Source organism: Stomatobaculum sp., from assembly GCF_057248925.1.
The window spans coordinates 57,161-73,230 of the sequence record NZ_DBHIHF010000010.1 but is presented as its reverse complement, the minus strand read 5'-3'; the positions used below and the strand labels follow the sequence as shown (position 1 = coordinate 73,230).

Here is a 16,070-nt window from a genome sequence, read left to right as displayed (position 1 = left end):
GACAAATGGACCTGCAACTCAGACCGCGCGAGGAATGTTCCTTTGACGCCGTGAGCCTCGGTGAGATTATGCTTCGCTTCGATCCGGGCGAGGGAAGAGTCAGAACGGCACGGAGCTTCCGTGTCTCGGAGGGCGGCGGCGAATACAATGTGGTGCGCGGTCTCCACAAGTGTTTCGGTTTAAAGACGGCGGTCATCACGGCCTTCGCCGACAACGAAGTCGGAAAGCTCCTGGTCGACTGCATTGAGCAGGGCGGTGTTGCGACCGATTTTATCCGCATGGTGAAGACGGACGGCATCGGCAGAACTTGCCGGAACGGCCTGAATTTTACGGAGCGCGGCTTCGGTGTCCGCGGCGCGCTCGGCTGTTCCGACCGGGCCAACACGGCGATTTCGCAGATGGGGCCGGAGGACTTTGACTTCGACTACATCTTCGGCGAGATCGGTGTCCGCTGGCTGCACACCGGCGGCATCTACGCGGCGCTCTCGGAGCGCGCCGGAGAGACCGCGATTGCGGCCTGCGAGGCGGCGCATCGCTACGGCACCGTGATTTCCTACGACTTAAACTACCGTCCCTCGATGTGGAATGCAATCGGCGGCAAGGCGAGAGCGCAGGAAGTAAACCGCGCCCTCGCGCGCTATGTGGATGTGATGCTCGGCAACGAGGAGGACTTTACGGCCTGCCTCGGCTTCGAGGTCCCCGGCAACAGCGAGAGCCTCGATCAGCTGAACCTGGAGGGGTACCAGGAGATGCTCCGGCGCGGCGCGGCCGAGTTCCCGAACTGGAAGGTGGTTGCGACGACGCTCCGCACCGTGCACTCGGCGACCGTGAACGACTGGAAGGCCATTTGCTTTGCCGACGGTGCGCTCGCCTTTTCGCGCGGCTATGAGGCCATGGAAGTGCTGGATCGCGTGGGCGGCGGGGACAGCTTTGCCTCGGGTCTGATTTACGGGCTCATGACGACGGGCGACCCGAAGAAGGCGGTCGAGTACGGCGCGGCACACGGGGCGCTCGCGATGACCACGCCGGGCGACACATCGATGGCAAGTGTCGACGAGGTCGAAGCGCTGATGGCGGGCAAGGGCGCGCGCGTGAAGCGCTGAGACTTGCAAAAGGGAAAGACTTGTGCTAAAATTCTGCGATTTGAAGAGAGATATTGTAGTTTCAAGGTCTCGGGAGAGACTTCAAAGGAGAGAATTTTGAGAAAGACAAAGATTATCTGCACGATTGGACCTGCCAGTGACAGCGAGGAGATGCTGAAGAAGCTCATGCTCGCGGGCATGAATGTGACACGTTTTAACTTTTCTCATGACACGCACGAGGCGCACGCCGAGAAATTCAAGCGCGTGGTGAAGCTCCGCAGAGAGCTGGGTCTCCCGGTTGCAACGCTGCTCGACACGAAGGGCCCGGAGATTCGTCTTCGCGACTTTCAGAACGGCTCGGAAGTGCTTGAGAAGGGCGCAAAGTTCACGCTGACCACGAGAGAGCTGCTCGGCGACAACACGATTGTCTCCGTAAGTTATAAGGAACTGCCGAGCGATGTGCAGAAGGGCGGCGTCATTCTGATTGACGACGGTCTGATCGGTCTTCGCGTCGACGAAGTGGACGGCACCGAAATTCACTGCACGGTCGAGAACGGCGGCAAGGTCTCGAACCACAAGGGTGTGAACATTCCGGGCGCCGATCTCTCGATGCCCTTTATCTCCGACCAGGACAGAAGCGACATTGAGTTCGGCTGCCAGATGGGCTTTGACTATATTGCGGCTTCGTTCACGAGAACGGCTGCGGATATCCGCGCAATCCGCGAGATTCTCGATGCGCACGGCAGCAAGATGAAGATCATCGCAAAGATCGAGTCCGTGCAGGGCGTGAAGAATATCAAGGAAATCTTCAAGGAGGCCGACGGCGTCATGGTGGCGCGCGGCGATCTCGGCGTTGAGGTTCCGGCTGAGGATGTCCCGGCAATCCAGAAGGACATCATCAAGCTCGGCGCAAAGATGGGCAAGATTGTCATCACGGCGACCCAGATGCTCGACTCGATGATTCACAACCCGCGGCCTACGCGCGCCGAGGTCACGGACGTCGCAAATGCGATTTACGACGGCACGATGGCCATTATGCTCTCGGGCGAGACAGCGGCCGGAAGCTATCCGGTCGAGGCGGTCGAGATGATGAGCAAGATTGCCGAGAAGACCGAGCAGGACATCAACTACAGCGAGCGGAGAAGAAGACTCGAGACCGAGAAGCAAGAGGATGCGACGACCGCAATCAGCCATGCGACCTGCACGGTCGCGGAGGATCTTCGCGCAAAGGCGATTGTCACAGTCACAATTTCCGGTTTCACGGCGAGACGCCTCGCGAAGTACCGCCCGGAGTGCCCGGTCATTGCCTGCACGGTGAGCCAGACGGTTGCCTGCCAGATGAATCTGCTCTTCGGTGTGATTCCGGTGCTGATTCCGCAGGAGGACAATGCCGACATGCTCTTTGACGCCGCACTCCACGAAGCCAAGAAGCTTGGACTGGTGTCCGAGGGCGATACGGTCATCCTGACCGCAGGTCTGCCGCTCGGCGTGAGCGGCAACACGAACATGATTCGTGTGATGGAAGTGATTTGACGCAACTTGTTGCACCGGCAACGGAAATAAAAAGACGCCGTGTGGTAGACTGCTCGGGTAGGGCGGATGCCGCACGGCGTCTTCCTGTATACAGGGAACCGCAAAAAGAAAAACAAAGACCGCAGAGGCTGCGGAGAAATGAGGAAAGTATGAGCTTATTTTTGGGACCGATTCACCACTGGCTGTATCGCAAAATTCGCCTCCAGGAGGAACTGATCACAACTCTCGCCGAGCAGGAGGGCGCGAGAAGCGGCGACAGCGGCAAGTATGAGACTTATGTGAATCGCGAGCTTCGTCCGCTCGAGGAGCTGATTGACACCGACAACATTCACGGCTGGCTGCAGGCGCGCATTCACGACGCCGAGGGTCGCTATGCGGCACTTGTCGCGGCGATTCTGAAAGAGGACAGCGACGCAAAGTCCCGGATTGAAGACGAGGTCTTTGCGTTCGGCGCGTCGAATGCAGTGCCGGCGGAGGCGAGTCCCGCAGAGGCGTATCGCTTCTACGGCGACAATCTTGTGAACGGCATGCCCTGCGACCATGTGGACCGTGTGACGGAGCAGGCGGAGGATCACATTGCCTGGACACTCGACCAGGATTTGCACGGCGACTTCTGGATTCAGGCCGGTCAGTCTCCGGAACTCTACTATGCGCTGCGTCTCGCCGAGATGCGCGGTATGCTCTCCGGCACCCGCCTAGAGCTGCTCTCGCCCGCCGAGATGAGCTATGTGTTAAAGGAGAAGGCATGAACGAGAGCATCTCCCTTATGGTTGAAGAGCATGAGAACATAAGACGCATGTTGCGGGTGCTTCGCGCGATGTGCCGTTCGGTGATGCACGGCGAGGAAGTAAATCAGGAGGACTTTGCCGAGGCAATCGACTTCATCCGGAACTATGCGGATCACCACCACCACAAGAAGGAGGAGGAACACCTCTTCAAGGCGATGGTCGCCAACATGGGAAAGATCGGTGAGAATCTGGTGACCCACGGCATGCTGGTCGAGCACGATCTCGGCAGGGGGCATGTGCTTGCCCTGACCGAGGCGTTAGAGCGCTTCCGGCAGGACCCGAGCGATGACAACCGCCTCGATATTATCGCCGAGGCGATGGGCTATGCCGCGCTCTTAGACCGCCACATCGAAAAGGAAAATACCGTCGTCTACCCATTTGCCGAGCGCAGTCTTTCGCCGGAAATCTTTGCGGAAATCAATGCGGCTTCGGCGGCTTTTGAGGCGGATCCTACGGAGCAGGAACTCCGTGACAAGTACACGGCGATCGCAGACCGTCTCGAAACGAAATACGGCACGGCGGCCTGAGACTTGTTTTATTCCTAGAGCTATGCTAGGCTTTGCCTGTTTGGTATTTACCGGAAAGGACAAGGTATGAGCATTTACGATTACAGTGTGCCGTCGGTCGGCGGCGGAGAATTGAAACTCTCGGACTACAAGGGCAAGGTTATGCTGATTGTCAACACGGCAACCGGTTGCGGCTTCACGCCTCACTATGAGCCGCTCGAGGCAATGTACGAGGCGGATCACGACAAGGGACTCGAGATCATCGATATCCCCTGCAACCAGTTTGCGGGACAGACGCCCGGCACGGACGAGGAAATTCACGAGTTCTGTACGCTGAAGTACCACACGACCTTCCCGCAGCAGAAGAAGTCCGAGGTGAACGGCGAGCACGAGCTCCCGCTCTACACCTTCCTGAAGAGTCAGCAGGGATTTGCGGGCTTTGGCAAGGGGCCGAAGGCGCTGATGATGTCCGCGCTTCTTCTGAAGCAGGACAGACACTACGCCGAGAAGCCGGACATCAAGTGGAATTTCACGAAGTTTGTCGTGGATCGCGACGGAAATGTCGTGAAGCGTTTTGAGCCGACCGCGGACATGGCAGAGGTCCGTGCGTTTGTGGAGAGTCTGCTGTGACATAAAATACGACGCACAGTCCCGAGCGGACTGTGCGTTTTTGCGTGATAGAAGAGCAAAGCGACAAGTCTGTCCGTGCAATAAACACAAATGTACGCATACCGCGAAAACATACTTGCCAACTCGGAAAAAGCAGAGTATAGTTATGAGCCATACGAGAGAGCATTTCGCGCAATGGCGCATGTACGGAGGATTTGAGGATGAAAAGAGAATTTCACGCACCTGAGAAAAAGCTGAGAGTCGGTGTTCTCGGCGCAACGGGCATGGTGGGACAGCGTTTTCTGACAATTCTGGAGCAGCACCCGTGGTTTGAGGTCACGGTCCTGGCGGCGAGCCCGCGGAGCGCCGGCAAGACCTATGAGGAGGCGGTCGGCGACCGCTGGAAACTCGACATTCCGATGCCGGAGCGCTACAAGAAGATGGTCATTCACAATGTGAATGAGGTCGAGCAGGTGGCGCGTGAAGTGGACTTTGTCTTCTCGGCGGTCGATATGACGAAGGAAGAGATTCGCGCAATCGAGGATGCCTATGCCAAGCACGAGACGCCGGTCGTCTCGAACAACTCGGCGCACCGCTGGACCCCGGATGTCCCGATGGTTATTCCGGAGGTGAACCCGGAGCACTTTGAGATTATCGCCGCGCAGAGAAAGCGTCTCGGCACCGAGAGAGGCTTTGTCGCGGTCAAGCCGAACTGCTCGATTCAGAGCTATGCGCCGGTCTTTGCGGCGTGGAAAGAGTTTGAGCCCTACGAGGCGATTGTCACGACCTATCAGGCCATCTCCGGCGCGGGCAAGAACTTTAAGGACTGGCCGGAAATGGTCGGCAACATCATCCCGTACATCGGCGGCGAGGAAGAAAAGAGCGAGAAAGAACCGCTCCGCATTTACGGACACATCGAGGGCGATCATATCGAGCCGGCGACGGAGCCGAAGATCAGCAGCCAGTGCATCCGTGTGCCGGTTTTAAACGGCCACACGGCGGCGGTCTTCGTGAAGTTCCGGAAGAAGCCCACGAAGGAACAGCTCCTTGAGAAGCTCGCGGCGTTCAGCGGTCTGCCGCAGGAGATGAAGCTCCCGAGCGCACCGCAGCAGTTTATCCGCTACATGGAGGAGGATAATCGCCCGCAGGTCGCGCTTGATGTGAACTACGAGGGCGGCATGGGCATCTCGATCGGCCGGCTCCGCGAAGATACGATTTACGACTGGAAGTTTGTGGGCCTCTCCCACAACACGCTCCGCGGCGCAGCGGGCGGCGCGGTCGAGTGCGCGGAGGCGCTGACCGCCCTCGGCTATATCGCAGCGAAATAAGCATACGGTGTCATCTGAATAGTAAGCGCAGAGAAAAGAGTCGCTCTCCCGGTTTTTGGGAGGCGGCTCTTTTGTGCTGTGGCTGAATCCGGGCACTTACGGTAGAATAGAAGCGGAATGAAAGCGGAATTTGGCAGATGCAAAGCGCGGCATAGCAGTGCGCAAAGAGAAACAAAGAAAAAGAGAAGGACAACAAAAAAGCTTCAAGCTGACGGCAGGGGCAGACCGTAGCATTGCAGAAGATACAGAGCGCTGAGCAGAACGTGTATCCCGGGGGAACAGAACCCGAAGGTAGCGCAAAGGAGAAGGGGGAAGGCATGAGGGCAAAGGAAATCGACGGAATGAAGGGGGCACTGATCTTTCTGGTGGTGCTCGGGCATTTTCTCCTGCCACTGCTCGGTTTCGGGGTGTGGAGCATAAATCTCCCCTTTGATTTGATCTACAGTTTTCACATGCCGGCCTTTGTCTTTCTCTCGGGGCTCTTCGCGGGACATGCGCTCAGGAGTCCGCGGCACTGGTGTAAGCGCTGCCTCACTTTACTCTGGCTCTATTTTTGCTTTAAGTGGCTGGTCTTTTACCCGGAGCGGGCAGCCTATCAAACGGGCGGAACTTGGCCGGATTTTTGGCATGAGAGCGGCACCCCCTGGTATGTGCTCGCGCTCTTTCTCTGGACGCTCGCCCTGCCGCTCTTTGCTCTGTTACGGCGCGCCTTTAAGGCAGCGCCGGTGCTGCTCCTCATCCTTGCGTTAAGTCTGGGTCTCGGTGACTTGGATGGGCGTTTGCATCTCGCGGATTTTCTCGCCTTAGACCGTGTGATTGCCTTTGCGCCCTTCTTTTACGGCGGCGCCTTTCTCGGGGAAAAACGCTTCTCTGCATGGATCAAGAACGGAGGGCGTGCGCAATGGGGACTCATGTTGGTCGCTGCTGTCCTTGCCCTCTATTTTGTCTTTCATAGCGGCGGATGGCTGCACCCCTACCAGACTCTGATTTACGGCGTCTGGTACACCCGCCTGGATACTTCCGCGATGCCGGAACTTGTTCGGACGGCGCCCTGGCTTTTGCGGCTCTTCTGGTATTTGGCCGCGGGCATCATCAGTGCGGGCTTTTTTGTGTTCGGGAAGCTGCTCGTTCGACTTCCGAACTTCGGTGCGGGACTCGCCGTGCGCGGTGAACGGAGTCTGCCGATCTATATGCTTCATCGTCCGCTGAGAGACATAGGTCTCTTGCTCGGCTACCCGTCCTATTTTGCGACGCGTCCGCGGCTTGCCTTTCCCCTGCTCTTTTTGCTCTCTCTGCTTTTGGTCAGGCTTTTTGCGGCGGAGCCCGTGTACCGGCTCTTTCTCGCAGTGCAAAAGCTGCCGGGGAAAGCCTTGGATGTCCTTCTCGGGCCTACGGAAAAACAGAGAAAAATGTAGTAGATGTGCTAAAATAAAAGATTGAGAGTTCGAAGCGGAATGCCCACAGGCAGGGCACTCAGACAGCGGAGGTGAGAAAATGGCAGTAAAACAGAGAAGTTTCGGTACCTTCTCGGAGGGCAGAGAGGCTAAGCTCTATGAGCTCAGCAACCAAGCAGGTGCTTGCGCGCGCTTTACAGATCTCGGCGCGGCGTGGGTCGGCATGGAACTGCCCGCCGGGGGCGGAAAAACGGTCGACGTGATACTCGGCTACGACGATCCCGCGATTTACGAGAGAAATCCGGGCTGTCTCGGCGCAATCGTCGGGCGGCATGCAAACCGCATTGCGGGGGCCGGTTTTACGCTCGACGGCAAGCACTGTCAGCTCGAAAAAAATCAGGGCGAGAACAATCTTCACTCGGGGCCGGACGGCTGGTGGAAGCGGCTGTTCCGCGCAGAAGTGCTCGAGGAAGAGAATGCGGTCCGCTTCTCGCTGGAAGAGCCGGACGGCGCACAGGGTTTTCCGGGCGCCCTCTCATTTTCCGTGACCTATCGTCTCACGGCGGAAAATGCGGTCGAGATTCACTATGCGGGAACGCTGACAGCGGGGGCCGCACACACGGTATTCAATCCGACGAACCACGCTTATTTTAATCTTGCGGGTCATGCCGCGGGGGCGGTCGACGGACAGGAAGTCCGGATGAACGCGGATTATTTCACGCCGACCGACGCAGTCTCGATTCCGACCGGCGAAGTGCGGGCTGTCACGGGGACTGCTTTTGATTTCCGGCAGACGAAGCCCATAGGGCGTGATATCGGGGCGAACGAAGAGCAGCTGGTACTCGGCCACGGGTACGATCACAACTTTGTTGTCAAGGACTACGACGGCCGGGTGCGCCTTGTCGCGGAAGCACACGATCCGGTGAGCGGCAGGAGCTTGGAAGTCTACACCGACCGCCCGGGACTTCAGTTCTATACGGCGAACTGGCTCGGCGAGAGCACACCGCGGGGGAAGGGCGGCGCGCTTTACCAAAGACGCGGCGGCTACTGCTTTGAGACCCAGTGCTTTCCGGACGCCCTGCACCACCCGGACTGGGTACAGCCGGTCATCGGCTTAGGGGAGACCTTCCGGACGACCAGCATCTACCGCTTCGGCGGCTTTGCAAAAGAGGAGGGGACAAACTGAAGCGGCTGTTTATTGCGGAGAAACCGAGTGTCGCGCAGGAGTTTGCGCGGGTGCTCGGCGTTTCAGGTCGGCGGCAGGACGGTTATCTGGAGTCTGGCGACAGCATTGTGACCTGGTGCGTCGGTCATCTCATCACGATGAGTTATCCCGAAGTCTATGACGCGCGCTATCAAAAGTGGTCGCTCGACACCCTGCCCTTTTTGCCGGAAGCGTTTCGCTATGAGGTGATTCCGGAGGTCAAAAAGCAGTTTGAGATTGTGAAGCGACTGCTGACCAGAGAGGATGTCGAGACGATTTATATCTGCACCGACTCGGGGCGCGAGGGTGAGTACATCTACCGCCTGGTCGATCAAATGGCGGGCGTGCCGGATACGAAGGTGCGAAAGCGGGTCTGGATCGACTCCCAGACCGAGGAGGAGATACGGCGCGGCGTCGCCGAGGCAAAGGACTGGAGCGCTTATCGGAATCTCGCGGCGGCGGCCTATCTCCGCGCGAAGGAAGACTATCTGATGGGCATTAACTTTTCCCGGGTACTGACCCTCCGCTACGGGGCGGCGCTCGCCTCATTTTTACGGCAGCGCTATACCGTGGTCTCGGTCGGGCGCGTTATGACCTGTGTGCTCGGCATGGTCGTGCGGCGGGAAAATGAAATCAGAGCCTTCCGGAAGACGGTCTTTTACCGCATCTTCGGGCAGTTTGAGCTCTCGGGTCAGCGCTTTTTCGGCGAGTGGCGCGCGGAGAAGGGCTCTGCCTATGAGGGCTTTCCGGGGCTCTATAAGAACAACGGCTTCCTGAAAAAGGAGGATGCCGAAGTGTTTCGGCAGAATTTAATGTCCGCTCTTCCGGGCACGGCGACGCTCTTAAAAAACGAGAAGAAGAAGGAAGTCAAGCGCCCACCCTTACTCTATAACCTCGCGGAGCTGCAGAACGACTGCGCGCGGCGCTTTAAGATAAGCCCGGACCAGACCCTGAAGGTCGCGCAGGAGCTCTACGAGAAAAAGCTTGTGACCTATCCGAGAACCGATGCGCGTGTCCTCTCCTCGGCGGTCGCAAAAGAAATTCAGAAGAATCTGAGCGGTCTCACGCGGGTGCAGGCGGTCGGCGGTTTCGCGCAGGAGGTGCTCTCAAACGGCAGTTACAAAGGTATCGCAAAGACGCGCTACACGGACGACAAGCAGATCACCGACCACTACGCACTGATTCCGACGGGACAGGGACTCGGGGCGCTCCCGGGGCTTTCGCCGCTCTCCGCGCAGATTTACGAGATGATCGCGCGGCGTTTTCTGGCTGTTTTTTATCCGCCCGCGGTCTATGAGAAGCGCTCTCTGGAACTTCTCTTCGGCAGAGAACACTTCTTTGCCGGCATCCGCTCTCTCGCGGAAGAAGGGTGGCTCAAAGTGTCCGGCGAGAAGAAACAGAAGGACAAAGAGGAGAAAGAGAAGGAAGAAGAGGGAGAGGCCGAAAACAGCGGTACGGCTGCACTTGCCGCCGCACTCGCGGCAGCAAAAAAGGGGGCGGCGGTCGAAGCGAAGGGCTTTGACCTTCGCGAGGGCGAGACCTCGCCGCCGAAGCGTTACACCTCGGGCAGCATGATACTCGCAATGGAAAACGCGGGACAGCTGATTGAGGATGAGGAACTCAGGAGCCAGATTAAGGGCTCCGGCATCGGCACGAGTGCGACCCGCGCGGAAATTCTGAAAAAACTCGTCAACAACAAATACCTTGCGTTGAACGGAAAAACCCAGATTATCACGCCGACCCAGCTCGGCGAACTGATTGTGGAGGCAGTGAATCTCTCGATGCCGCCCCTCCTCCGCCCCGAGCTCACGGCGAGCTGGGAGAAGGGGCTCACGATGGTGCAGCAGGGCGAAATCAGCGAGGCCGATTACATGACAAAACTCCGTGACTTTGTGGCGCGGCGCACCGGTCTCGCGGCAAAGCAGAGCGCAAGCTATAAGCTCCGCGAGGCCTTTGAGGCGAGCAGACAGTATTATCCGGCCGTCACGGAAAAACGGCGCGCGGTACGGCGAAAAGGAGGCAGTAAATGAAGGCAGCAGAGATCGAAGTGAAGGCGCTCTTTGACCTGAGTCGCAGCATGGCGGGGGATTTTCTCGCGAAGTTCCGCTATCCTTACGAGGCGCTCCCCGAGCTCGGGGCGTGGATTGTCGCAGTAGGCTCGCAACTTTCCCCGGATGAATACGAAAAGCGGGGCGAGCAGATCTGGATTCATAAGAGCGCCAAAGTCGCGCCGAGTGTGAGCCTCACGGGGCCGCTCATTGTCTGTGCGAACGCGGAACTCAGGCACTGCGCTTATTTTCGCGGAAATGTGCTGATCGGCGCGGGCAGTGTCGCGGGCAATTCCTGCGAGTTTAAGAACTCACTGCTCTTTGACAGTGTCGAAGCGCCGCATTATAACTATGTCGGCGACTCGATTCTCGGCTACCACGCGCACATGGGCGCGGGTTCGATTACGAGCAACATCAAGTCCGACCGGAAGAACATCGTGATCCGGACTGATGACGGGGCAATCGAGACAGGCCTCCGGAAAATCGGCGCGATCCTCGGCGACTATGTCGAGGTGGGCTGCGGCACGGTCTTAAACCCCGGTTCTGTCGTCGGAAAGAATACGATGATTTACCCGCTGACCTCGGTGCGCGGTCCGGTGCCCGCGAATTCGATTGTGAAGAGTGCAAGGAACATCGTCATAAAACGAAATTGAGAGGAAACGGATGCTACGGGACCACGCCCGGCGCGATCGGTGCCATAGGGAATCGTGCGATACAGCGCAGAGAGACAGACGTTATGGTAAACAAAAAGCCGGTCCGGATCAAAGAGAAGTGTTTGCGATTCCGTACGGGAAGCACACAAAGGCGCACGGGCAGTATGTGAATCACATGAGAGACACAGCGCGTTGATTCGGCATCAGCCAATACCAATAGGATGAGGGAAAAAACGTATGAATGCTGTACTGAAACTGGTGGATTATGCAAAGGAAACAGGACTGATCGAGGAGGAAGAGCGAATCTGGGCGGTCAACACGCTGCTCGACGCGCTCCGTCTCGACGCGCTGACCGAGCTCTCGGTCGCGGAGGATGCAACCCTGCCCGAGATTTTGGACACCCTGCTGGACGACGCGTATGCGCGCGGTGTGCTGAAGGAGAATACAACAACCTACCGGGATCTCTTCGACACCGAGCTCATGGGGCGGCTCACGCCGCGCCCGGCGGAAGTCAGACGAAAGTTCGAAGCGCTTTATCGGGAGAGCCCGAAGGCCGCGACCGACTGGTACTACAAGTTCAGCGGCGACACGAATTATATCCGCCGCGACCGCTGCGCGAAGGACCTCCGTTGGACAACCGAGACAGATTACGGGACGCTTGACATCAGCATCAACCTCTCGAAGCCCGAAAAGGACCCGAAAGATATTGCGGCAGCCAGAAATCTGCCGGCGTCAAACTATCCGCGCTGTCTCCTCTGCGCGGAAAATGAAGGCTATGCGGGTCGCGTGAATCACCCCGCGCGGCAAAATCTCCGGATTGTTCCGATTGCAATCAATGAAAAACCCTGGTTTTTGCAGTATTCGCCCTATGTCTATTACAACGAGCATTGCATCTGTTTTAACCGCGAGCACACGCCGATGAAGATTGATCGCGATACCTTCGCAAAGCTCCTCGACTTTGTGCGCCAGTTCCCGCACTACTTCGTAGGTTCGAATGCGGATTTGCCGATTGTGGGCGGCTCTATCTTGGCGCACGACCACTTCCAGGGCGGTCACTACAGCTTTGCGATGGAGCGGGCGAAGATTGAGACAGCGTTCCGTTTCCCGGGCTTTGACGATGTGAGCGCAGGCATTGTGAAGTGGCCGATGTCGGTCATTCGTCTCTCCGCATCGGACAGACTGCGGCTCATTGAGCTCGCGGACCGGATTTTAAAGACTTGGCGCGGCTATACCGATGCCGACGCGATGATCTTTGCGGAGACCGACGGTGTGCCGCACAACACGATTACGCCGATTGCGCGCATGCGGGACGGCAAGTACGAACTGGATCTCGTGCTCCGGAACAATCTGACCACAGAGGAGCATCCGCTGGGGCTCTATCATCCGCATGCGGCCCTGCATCACATCAAAAAAGAGAACATTGGTTTGATCGAAGTCATGGGACTTGCTGTGCTGCCCGCCAGACTGAAGACCGAGCTCACGGCCGTCGCCGAGGCTCTTGCAAACGGCAAGTCGCTCCGAGAAAATCCCCTGACCGAGAAGCATGCCGACTGGGCAGAGCACTTTGCCCCGCAGTACCGGATCACGGCGGACAATGCTTTCGAAATTGTGCGGAAGGAGACCGGTCTCGTGTTCGCAAAGGTCCTCGAAGATGCAGGTGTCTACCGGCGAAACGAGGTAGGCAAGCAGGCGTTTCTCCGCTTTTTAGAGACAGTCTGAGAGGCAAGGCGAATATGGAGAGGCAGGTGACGAATATGAGCCCGGAGAAATTCCGGGAGCTGTTCCCCATCTTTCTGGTTTCTCATGATGACAACTGGGACACGCAGTACGCGACGATGGAAAAGAAGCTTAGTGAAGTTCTGCGAGCCTTCGCGGTTGCAAGAATCAGCCATGTCGGCAGCACCGCAATTCCGGGGATCCGGGCCAAGAATATTGTGGATATCATGGCGGAACTGGAACCGAAAGAGGATATGGCGCGGGCGGCACAAACAATAGAAAGCCTTGGCTTTGTGCGAAAATACACGGAGCCCAGCAGGATTTTTCTGCGCCTCGGCTACACCGAAGAGGGCTTTGCAAAAGAGGTTTTTCACTTACACCTCAGGTACCGCGGGGACTGTGATGAACTCTACTTCAGGGATTATCTCCGTGAAAATCCGGTGCTCGCAAATGAATACGAGGTGCTGAAACAGCAACTTTGGAGACAGTACGAGCACGACCGGGACGCCTACACGGAGGGTAAGACCGCTTTTATCCGGAAGCAGACAGAGGCGGCAAAGGCGGCCTACGGCGAGCGGTATGCGTGAAGTCGCACGCGCCGATGCATTCGCTTGACCTGCTTGCACAGTCGATTTACAATGAAATCAAGTGTAAGCCCCGTCGCTTTTCCGCGGATGACAGTTGCATAGGCTGCGGCAAGTGTGCGAGAAACTGCCCGCACAGCTGTTCTTTCGTTGCCATTCAATACGGTAAACATACAAAGCCGCACAGTCAGTCGGCGAAGCGGATGGAGAAGTTTAGGAGGGGAAGAAAATGATTGACACAAAGTTGATTATTGCAATCGTGGTGGGTGTCTGGGCGCTGCTCTTTGTGATTATGATGAGCATCCAGAAGAAGCGCAAAAGTAAGGCAACGGACTATCAGGCGTCAAATGCGGACAAGGCGCTCCTGCATCTCTACGGAAAGAAGTTTTCGATTGACGGTCGGGACCTCTCTCTCTTTGAGACGGTGAGCGGAGAGAATCTTGAGAAGATTGTCGCGCTTCCGGAGGGATCACACAGAATTGCGGGCGTCTATGAGAGCACGGAAGTAAACGCGCTGGGAAAGAACATCAACCTGGTGAGCGAGAAGGTAGAATTTGATGTGGAGCTCGAGAAGGGACACAGCTATTCGGCCGCGATGTATGCCTACTCCCCGGAGGAGCGCAAGGAATACTATAAGGGAGAGGTGCCGCGCGATGTGCTCAGCGTTCCGCTGACTCTGGTGAAGGGGAGCGAGAACGTGAAGGCGTATATCATCGTCTATCAGGAGAGCTGAGACGAAAAGGGAGGAGCTTTGGCAGCTCTTCCCTTTTTTTGCGGAGCCGAAACCGCAGCGTCCATAGAGCCCTGCCTTGCTTTTCAAATATGGCTATGTTACGATAATGTAGCAGAGGAAGTCTCATTTTATCGGGACTTCGTCAGAAAACGGCGCAGTGCCGGATGTACGGAAAAGTAAACGCATTGGATTCGATCACGGATGTGAAGACGGAGGAAATGCATGGAAAGCATTTTTGAGGGCTCCGGTGTTGCCCTGATAACACCGATGAATGATGACCTCACGGTCAATTACGAGAAGCTTGAAGAGCTCATTGAGGAGCAGATTGCCGAGGGAACGGACGCGCTGATTTCCTGCGGCACCACCGGCGAGGCTTCGACACTTACGCACGAGGAGCATCTCAAAGTGATTCAGAGAAGTGTTGAGATCGTAAATCACCGGATTCCGGTTGTGGCCGGCAGCGGCTCCAATTCGACGGATACCGCGGTAGAGATGTCGATTGAGGCGGAAAAGTACGGTGCGGACGGCCTCTTGCTGGTTTCTCCCTACTATAATAAGGCAACACAGAAGGGTCTGATTCACCATTATACGCAGATAGCGAATGCAGTGAAGATTCCCTGCCTGCTCTACAACATTCCGAGCAGAACCGGACTCACGATTCAGCCGGAGACGGTCGCCTATCTCGGAAAGAATGTGCCGAACATTGTCGGCATGAAGGAAGCGAGCGGCAATTTCACCAACATTTTGCGCACGCTCGAGTTTCTGGACGGCCACGAATTCGATCTCTACTCGGGCAATGACGATCAGATTATTCCGCTCATGTCGCTCGGTGCGAAGGGTGTGATTTCGGTGCTCGCTTGCGTCGCACCGCGAAAGACCCACGAGCTCTGCCGCGCCATGCTGGACGGCGATGTCCGGAAGGCAGCCGCGATGCAGATTGAGGCAGCGGAACTCATTCACCAGCTCTTCATCGAAGTGAATCCGATTCCGGTGAAGACCGCGCTGAACCTGATGGGCAAGGAAGTCGGCCCGTTGCGGCTGCCGCTCTGTGAGATGGAACCTGAGCACTTGGAGAGCCTGAAGTCTGCAATGAAGGAGTATGGGATTTTATGATTCGTATTTTACTGCACGGATGTTGCGGTCATATGGGACGGGAGGTCAGTGCCACCGCGCTCGCGGATGCGGGCACGGAGATTGTCGCCGGTGTGGACCGCACGGCGGGACCGGCCGACTATCCGGTCTATGCGGATTTTTCGAAGCTTACCAAAGAGAGCGCGGATGTGCTGATTGACTTTTCGGTCGCAGCGGCCGTGGATGCCGTGCTCGACTTTGCGGAGCGCACGGGTATGCCCGCAGTTATCTGCACGACGGGACTCAGCGAAGCGCAGCTTACGCGCATCGCGGCGTTGCAGGAGAAGGTGGCAATCCTTCGGAGCGCAAATATGTCGCTCGGCGTGAATCTTCTGATGAAACTCGCAGCCGAGGCGGCGACTGTGCTCGCGGCGAAGGGCTTTGACATTGAGATTGTCGAGAAGCACCACAGAAGAAAGGTGGATGCGCCGAGCGGAACGGCACTTGCCATCGCCGACGAGATTAACGCGGCCTGCGACGAGCGCTTTCACTATGTCTACGACCGCGAGTCGCGCCACACGGCGCGGGAGCAGGACGAAATCGGCATTTCCGCGGTGCGCGGCGGCACGATTCCGGGCGACCACGATGTGATTTACGCGGGCGATGACGAGGTGTTGACCCTGAGCCACCGCGCATACTCGCGCCGCATTTTCTCACAGGGCGCGGTCGAGGCGGCAAAGTTTCTCGCGGAACAGAAGCCGGGGCGTTATACGATGGCGGATGTGATTGCCGCAAGTTTACAGGTTTAAGAGGAAAGACGG

General features: G+C 57.3%; 16 protein-coding genes. All 16 read left to right on the top strand.

Translation table 11 applies throughout. The features are described 5' to 3' along the window. Positions 1-5: 5 nt before the first annotated feature. Entirely contained in the window at positions 6-1,103 is a 1,098-nt protein-coding gene (locus ACO4XG_RS05100; RefSeq protein ID WP_308508334.1) for a sugar kinase, read from the top strand. A 96-nt stretch (positions 1,104-1,199) separates the two neighbouring features. After that, positions 1,200-2,615, top strand: coding sequence for a pyruvate kinase (gene pyk, locus ACO4XG_RS05095; RefSeq protein WP_308508335.1), 1,416 nt, complete (start codon positions 1,200-1,202; stop codon positions 2,613-2,615). Between the two features lie 149 nt (positions 2,616-2,764). Continuing rightward, positions 2,765-3,364: a hypothetical protein gene (locus tag ACO4XG_RS05090; protein ID WP_308508336.1), complete on the top strand. Its 600-nt coding sequence runs from the start codon at positions 2,765-2,767 to the stop codon at positions 3,362-3,364. Continuing rightward, positions 3,361-3,930 carry a hemerythrin domain-containing protein gene (locus tag ACO4XG_RS05085; protein ID WP_308508337.1) on the top strand — a complete coding sequence of 190 codons (570 nt, stop codon included), beginning with the start codon at positions 3,361-3,363 and terminating at the stop codon, positions 3,928-3,930. Before ACO4XG_RS05090 ends, ACO4XG_RS05085 begins: the two co-directional genes overlap by 4 nt. A gap of 66 nt (positions 3,931-3,996) precedes the next feature. Further along, a complete protein-coding gene (locus tag ACO4XG_RS05080; RefSeq protein ID WP_308508338.1) occupies positions 3,997-4,539 on the top strand; it encodes a glutathione peroxidase in 543 nt (180 codons plus the stop codon). A gap of 200 nt (positions 4,540-4,739) precedes the next feature. Then, positions 4,740-5,846, top strand: a complete 1,107-nt coding sequence (asd, locus tag ACO4XG_RS05075; RefSeq protein WP_308508339.1) for an aspartate-semialdehyde dehydrogenase — start codon at positions 4,740-4,742, stop codon at positions 5,844-5,846. 130 nt (positions 5,847-5,976) lie between these two features. Continuing rightward, positions 5,977-6,102 carry a hypothetical protein gene (locus ACO4XG_RS05070; protein WP_308508340.1) on the top strand — a complete coding sequence of 42 codons (126 nt, stop codon included), beginning with the start codon at positions 5,977-5,979 and terminating at the stop codon, positions 6,100-6,102. A gap of 61 nt (positions 6,103-6,163) precedes the next feature. After that, complete coding sequence (locus ACO4XG_RS05065; RefSeq protein WP_308508341.1) at positions 6,164-7,261, top strand: acyltransferase family protein; 1,098 nt, start codon at positions 6,164-6,166, stop codon at positions 7,259-7,261. 79 nt (positions 7,262-7,340) lie between these two features. Continuing rightward, positions 7,341-8,426, top strand: coding sequence for an aldose epimerase family protein (locus ACO4XG_RS05060; RefSeq protein ID WP_308508342.1), 1,086 nt, complete (start codon positions 7,341-7,343; stop codon positions 8,424-8,426). Next, the gene (locus ACO4XG_RS05055) at positions 8,423-10,474 is read left to right on the top strand and encodes a DNA topoisomerase (protein ID WP_308508398.1); all 2,052 of its coding nucleotides are present in this window, start codon (positions 8,423-8,425) and stop codon (positions 10,472-10,474) included. The genes ACO4XG_RS05060 and ACO4XG_RS05055 overlap by 4 nt, the downstream gene beginning before the upstream one ends. Then, positions 10,471-11,145, top strand: coding sequence for an LbetaH domain-containing protein (locus tag ACO4XG_RS05050; protein WP_308508343.1), 675 nt, complete (start codon positions 10,471-10,473; stop codon positions 11,143-11,145). The genes ACO4XG_RS05055 and ACO4XG_RS05050 overlap by 4 nt, the downstream gene beginning before the upstream one ends. Positions 11,146-11,382: 237 nt before the next feature. Beyond that, positions 11,383-12,864, top strand: coding sequence for a UDP-glucose--hexose-1-phosphate uridylyltransferase (galT, locus tag ACO4XG_RS05045; protein ID WP_308508344.1), 1,482 nt, complete (start codon positions 11,383-11,385; stop codon positions 12,862-12,864). Positions 12,865-12,878: 14 nt separating this feature from the next. Further along, complete coding sequence (locus ACO4XG_RS05040) at positions 12,879-13,448, top strand: GrpB family protein (RefSeq protein WP_308508345.1); 570 nt, start codon at positions 12,879-12,881, stop codon at positions 13,446-13,448. Positions 13,449-13,674: 226 nt separating this feature from the next. After that, the gene (locus ACO4XG_RS05035; protein WP_308508346.1) at positions 13,675-14,178 is read left to right on the top strand and encodes a hypothetical protein; all 504 of its coding nucleotides are present in this window, start codon (positions 13,675-13,677) and stop codon (positions 14,176-14,178) included. Positions 14,179-14,400: 222 nt separating this feature from the next. Beyond that, entirely contained in the window at positions 14,401-15,291 is an 891-nt protein-coding gene (dapA, locus tag ACO4XG_RS05030) for a 4-hydroxy-tetrahydrodipicolinate synthase (RefSeq protein ID WP_308508347.1), read from the top strand. Further along, positions 15,288-16,058 (top strand): 4-hydroxy-tetrahydrodipicolinate reductase, encoded by a 771-nt coding sequence (gene dapB, locus ACO4XG_RS05025; protein WP_308508348.1) that lies wholly within the window; start codon positions 15,288-15,290, stop codon positions 16,056-16,058. Before dapA ends, dapB begins: the two co-directional genes overlap by 4 nt. The last annotated feature ends 12 nt before the right edge of the window (positions 16,059-16,070 follow it).

What these genes read in the sequence shown, in the direction of transcription:
- ACO4XG_RS05100 (WP_308508334.1), top strand. Translation starts at nt 6, where the DNA reads ATGGACCTGCAACTCAGACCGCGCGAGGAATGTTCCTTTGACGCCGTG.
- ACO4XG_RS05090 (WP_308508336.1), top strand. Translation starts at nt 2,765, where the DNA reads ATGAGCTTATTTTTGGGACCGATTCACCACTGGCTGTATCGCAAAATT.
- ACO4XG_RS05085 (WP_308508337.1), top strand. Translation starts at nt 3,361, where the DNA reads ATGAACGAGAGCATCTCCCTTATGGTTGAAGAGCATGAGAACATAAGA.
- ACO4XG_RS05080 (WP_308508338.1), top strand. Translation starts at nt 3,997, where the DNA reads ATGAGCATTTACGATTACAGTGTGCCGTCGGTCGGCGGCGGAGAATTG.
- asd (WP_308508339.1), top strand. Translation starts at nt 4,740, where the DNA reads ATGAAAAGAGAATTTCACGCACCTGAGAAAAAGCTGAGAGTCGGTGTT.
- ACO4XG_RS05065 (WP_308508341.1), top strand. Translation starts at nt 6,164, where the DNA reads ATGAGGGCAAAGGAAATCGACGGAATGAAGGGGGCACTGATCTTTCTG.
- ACO4XG_RS05060 (WP_308508342.1), top strand. Translation starts at nt 7,341, where the DNA reads ATGGCAGTAAAACAGAGAAGTTTCGGTACCTTCTCGGAGGGCAGAGAG.
- ACO4XG_RS05050 (WP_308508343.1), top strand. Translation starts at nt 10,471, where the DNA reads ATGAAGGCAGCAGAGATCGAAGTGAAGGCGCTCTTTGACCTGAGTCGC.
- galT (WP_308508344.1), top strand. Translation starts at nt 11,383, where the DNA reads ATGAATGCTGTACTGAAACTGGTGGATTATGCAAAGGAAACAGGACTG.
- ACO4XG_RS05040 (WP_308508345.1), top strand. Translation starts at nt 12,879, where the DNA reads ATGGAGAGGCAGGTGACGAATATGAGCCCGGAGAAATTCCGGGAGCTG.
- ACO4XG_RS05035 (WP_308508346.1), top strand. Translation starts at nt 13,675, where the DNA reads ATGATTGACACAAAGTTGATTATTGCAATCGTGGTGGGTGTCTGGGCG.
- dapA (WP_308508347.1), top strand. Translation starts at nt 14,401, where the DNA reads ATGGAAAGCATTTTTGAGGGCTCCGGTGTTGCCCTGATAACACCGATG.
- dapB (WP_308508348.1), top strand. Translation starts at nt 15,288, where the DNA reads ATGATTCGTATTTTACTGCACGGATGTTGCGGTCATATGGGACGGGAG.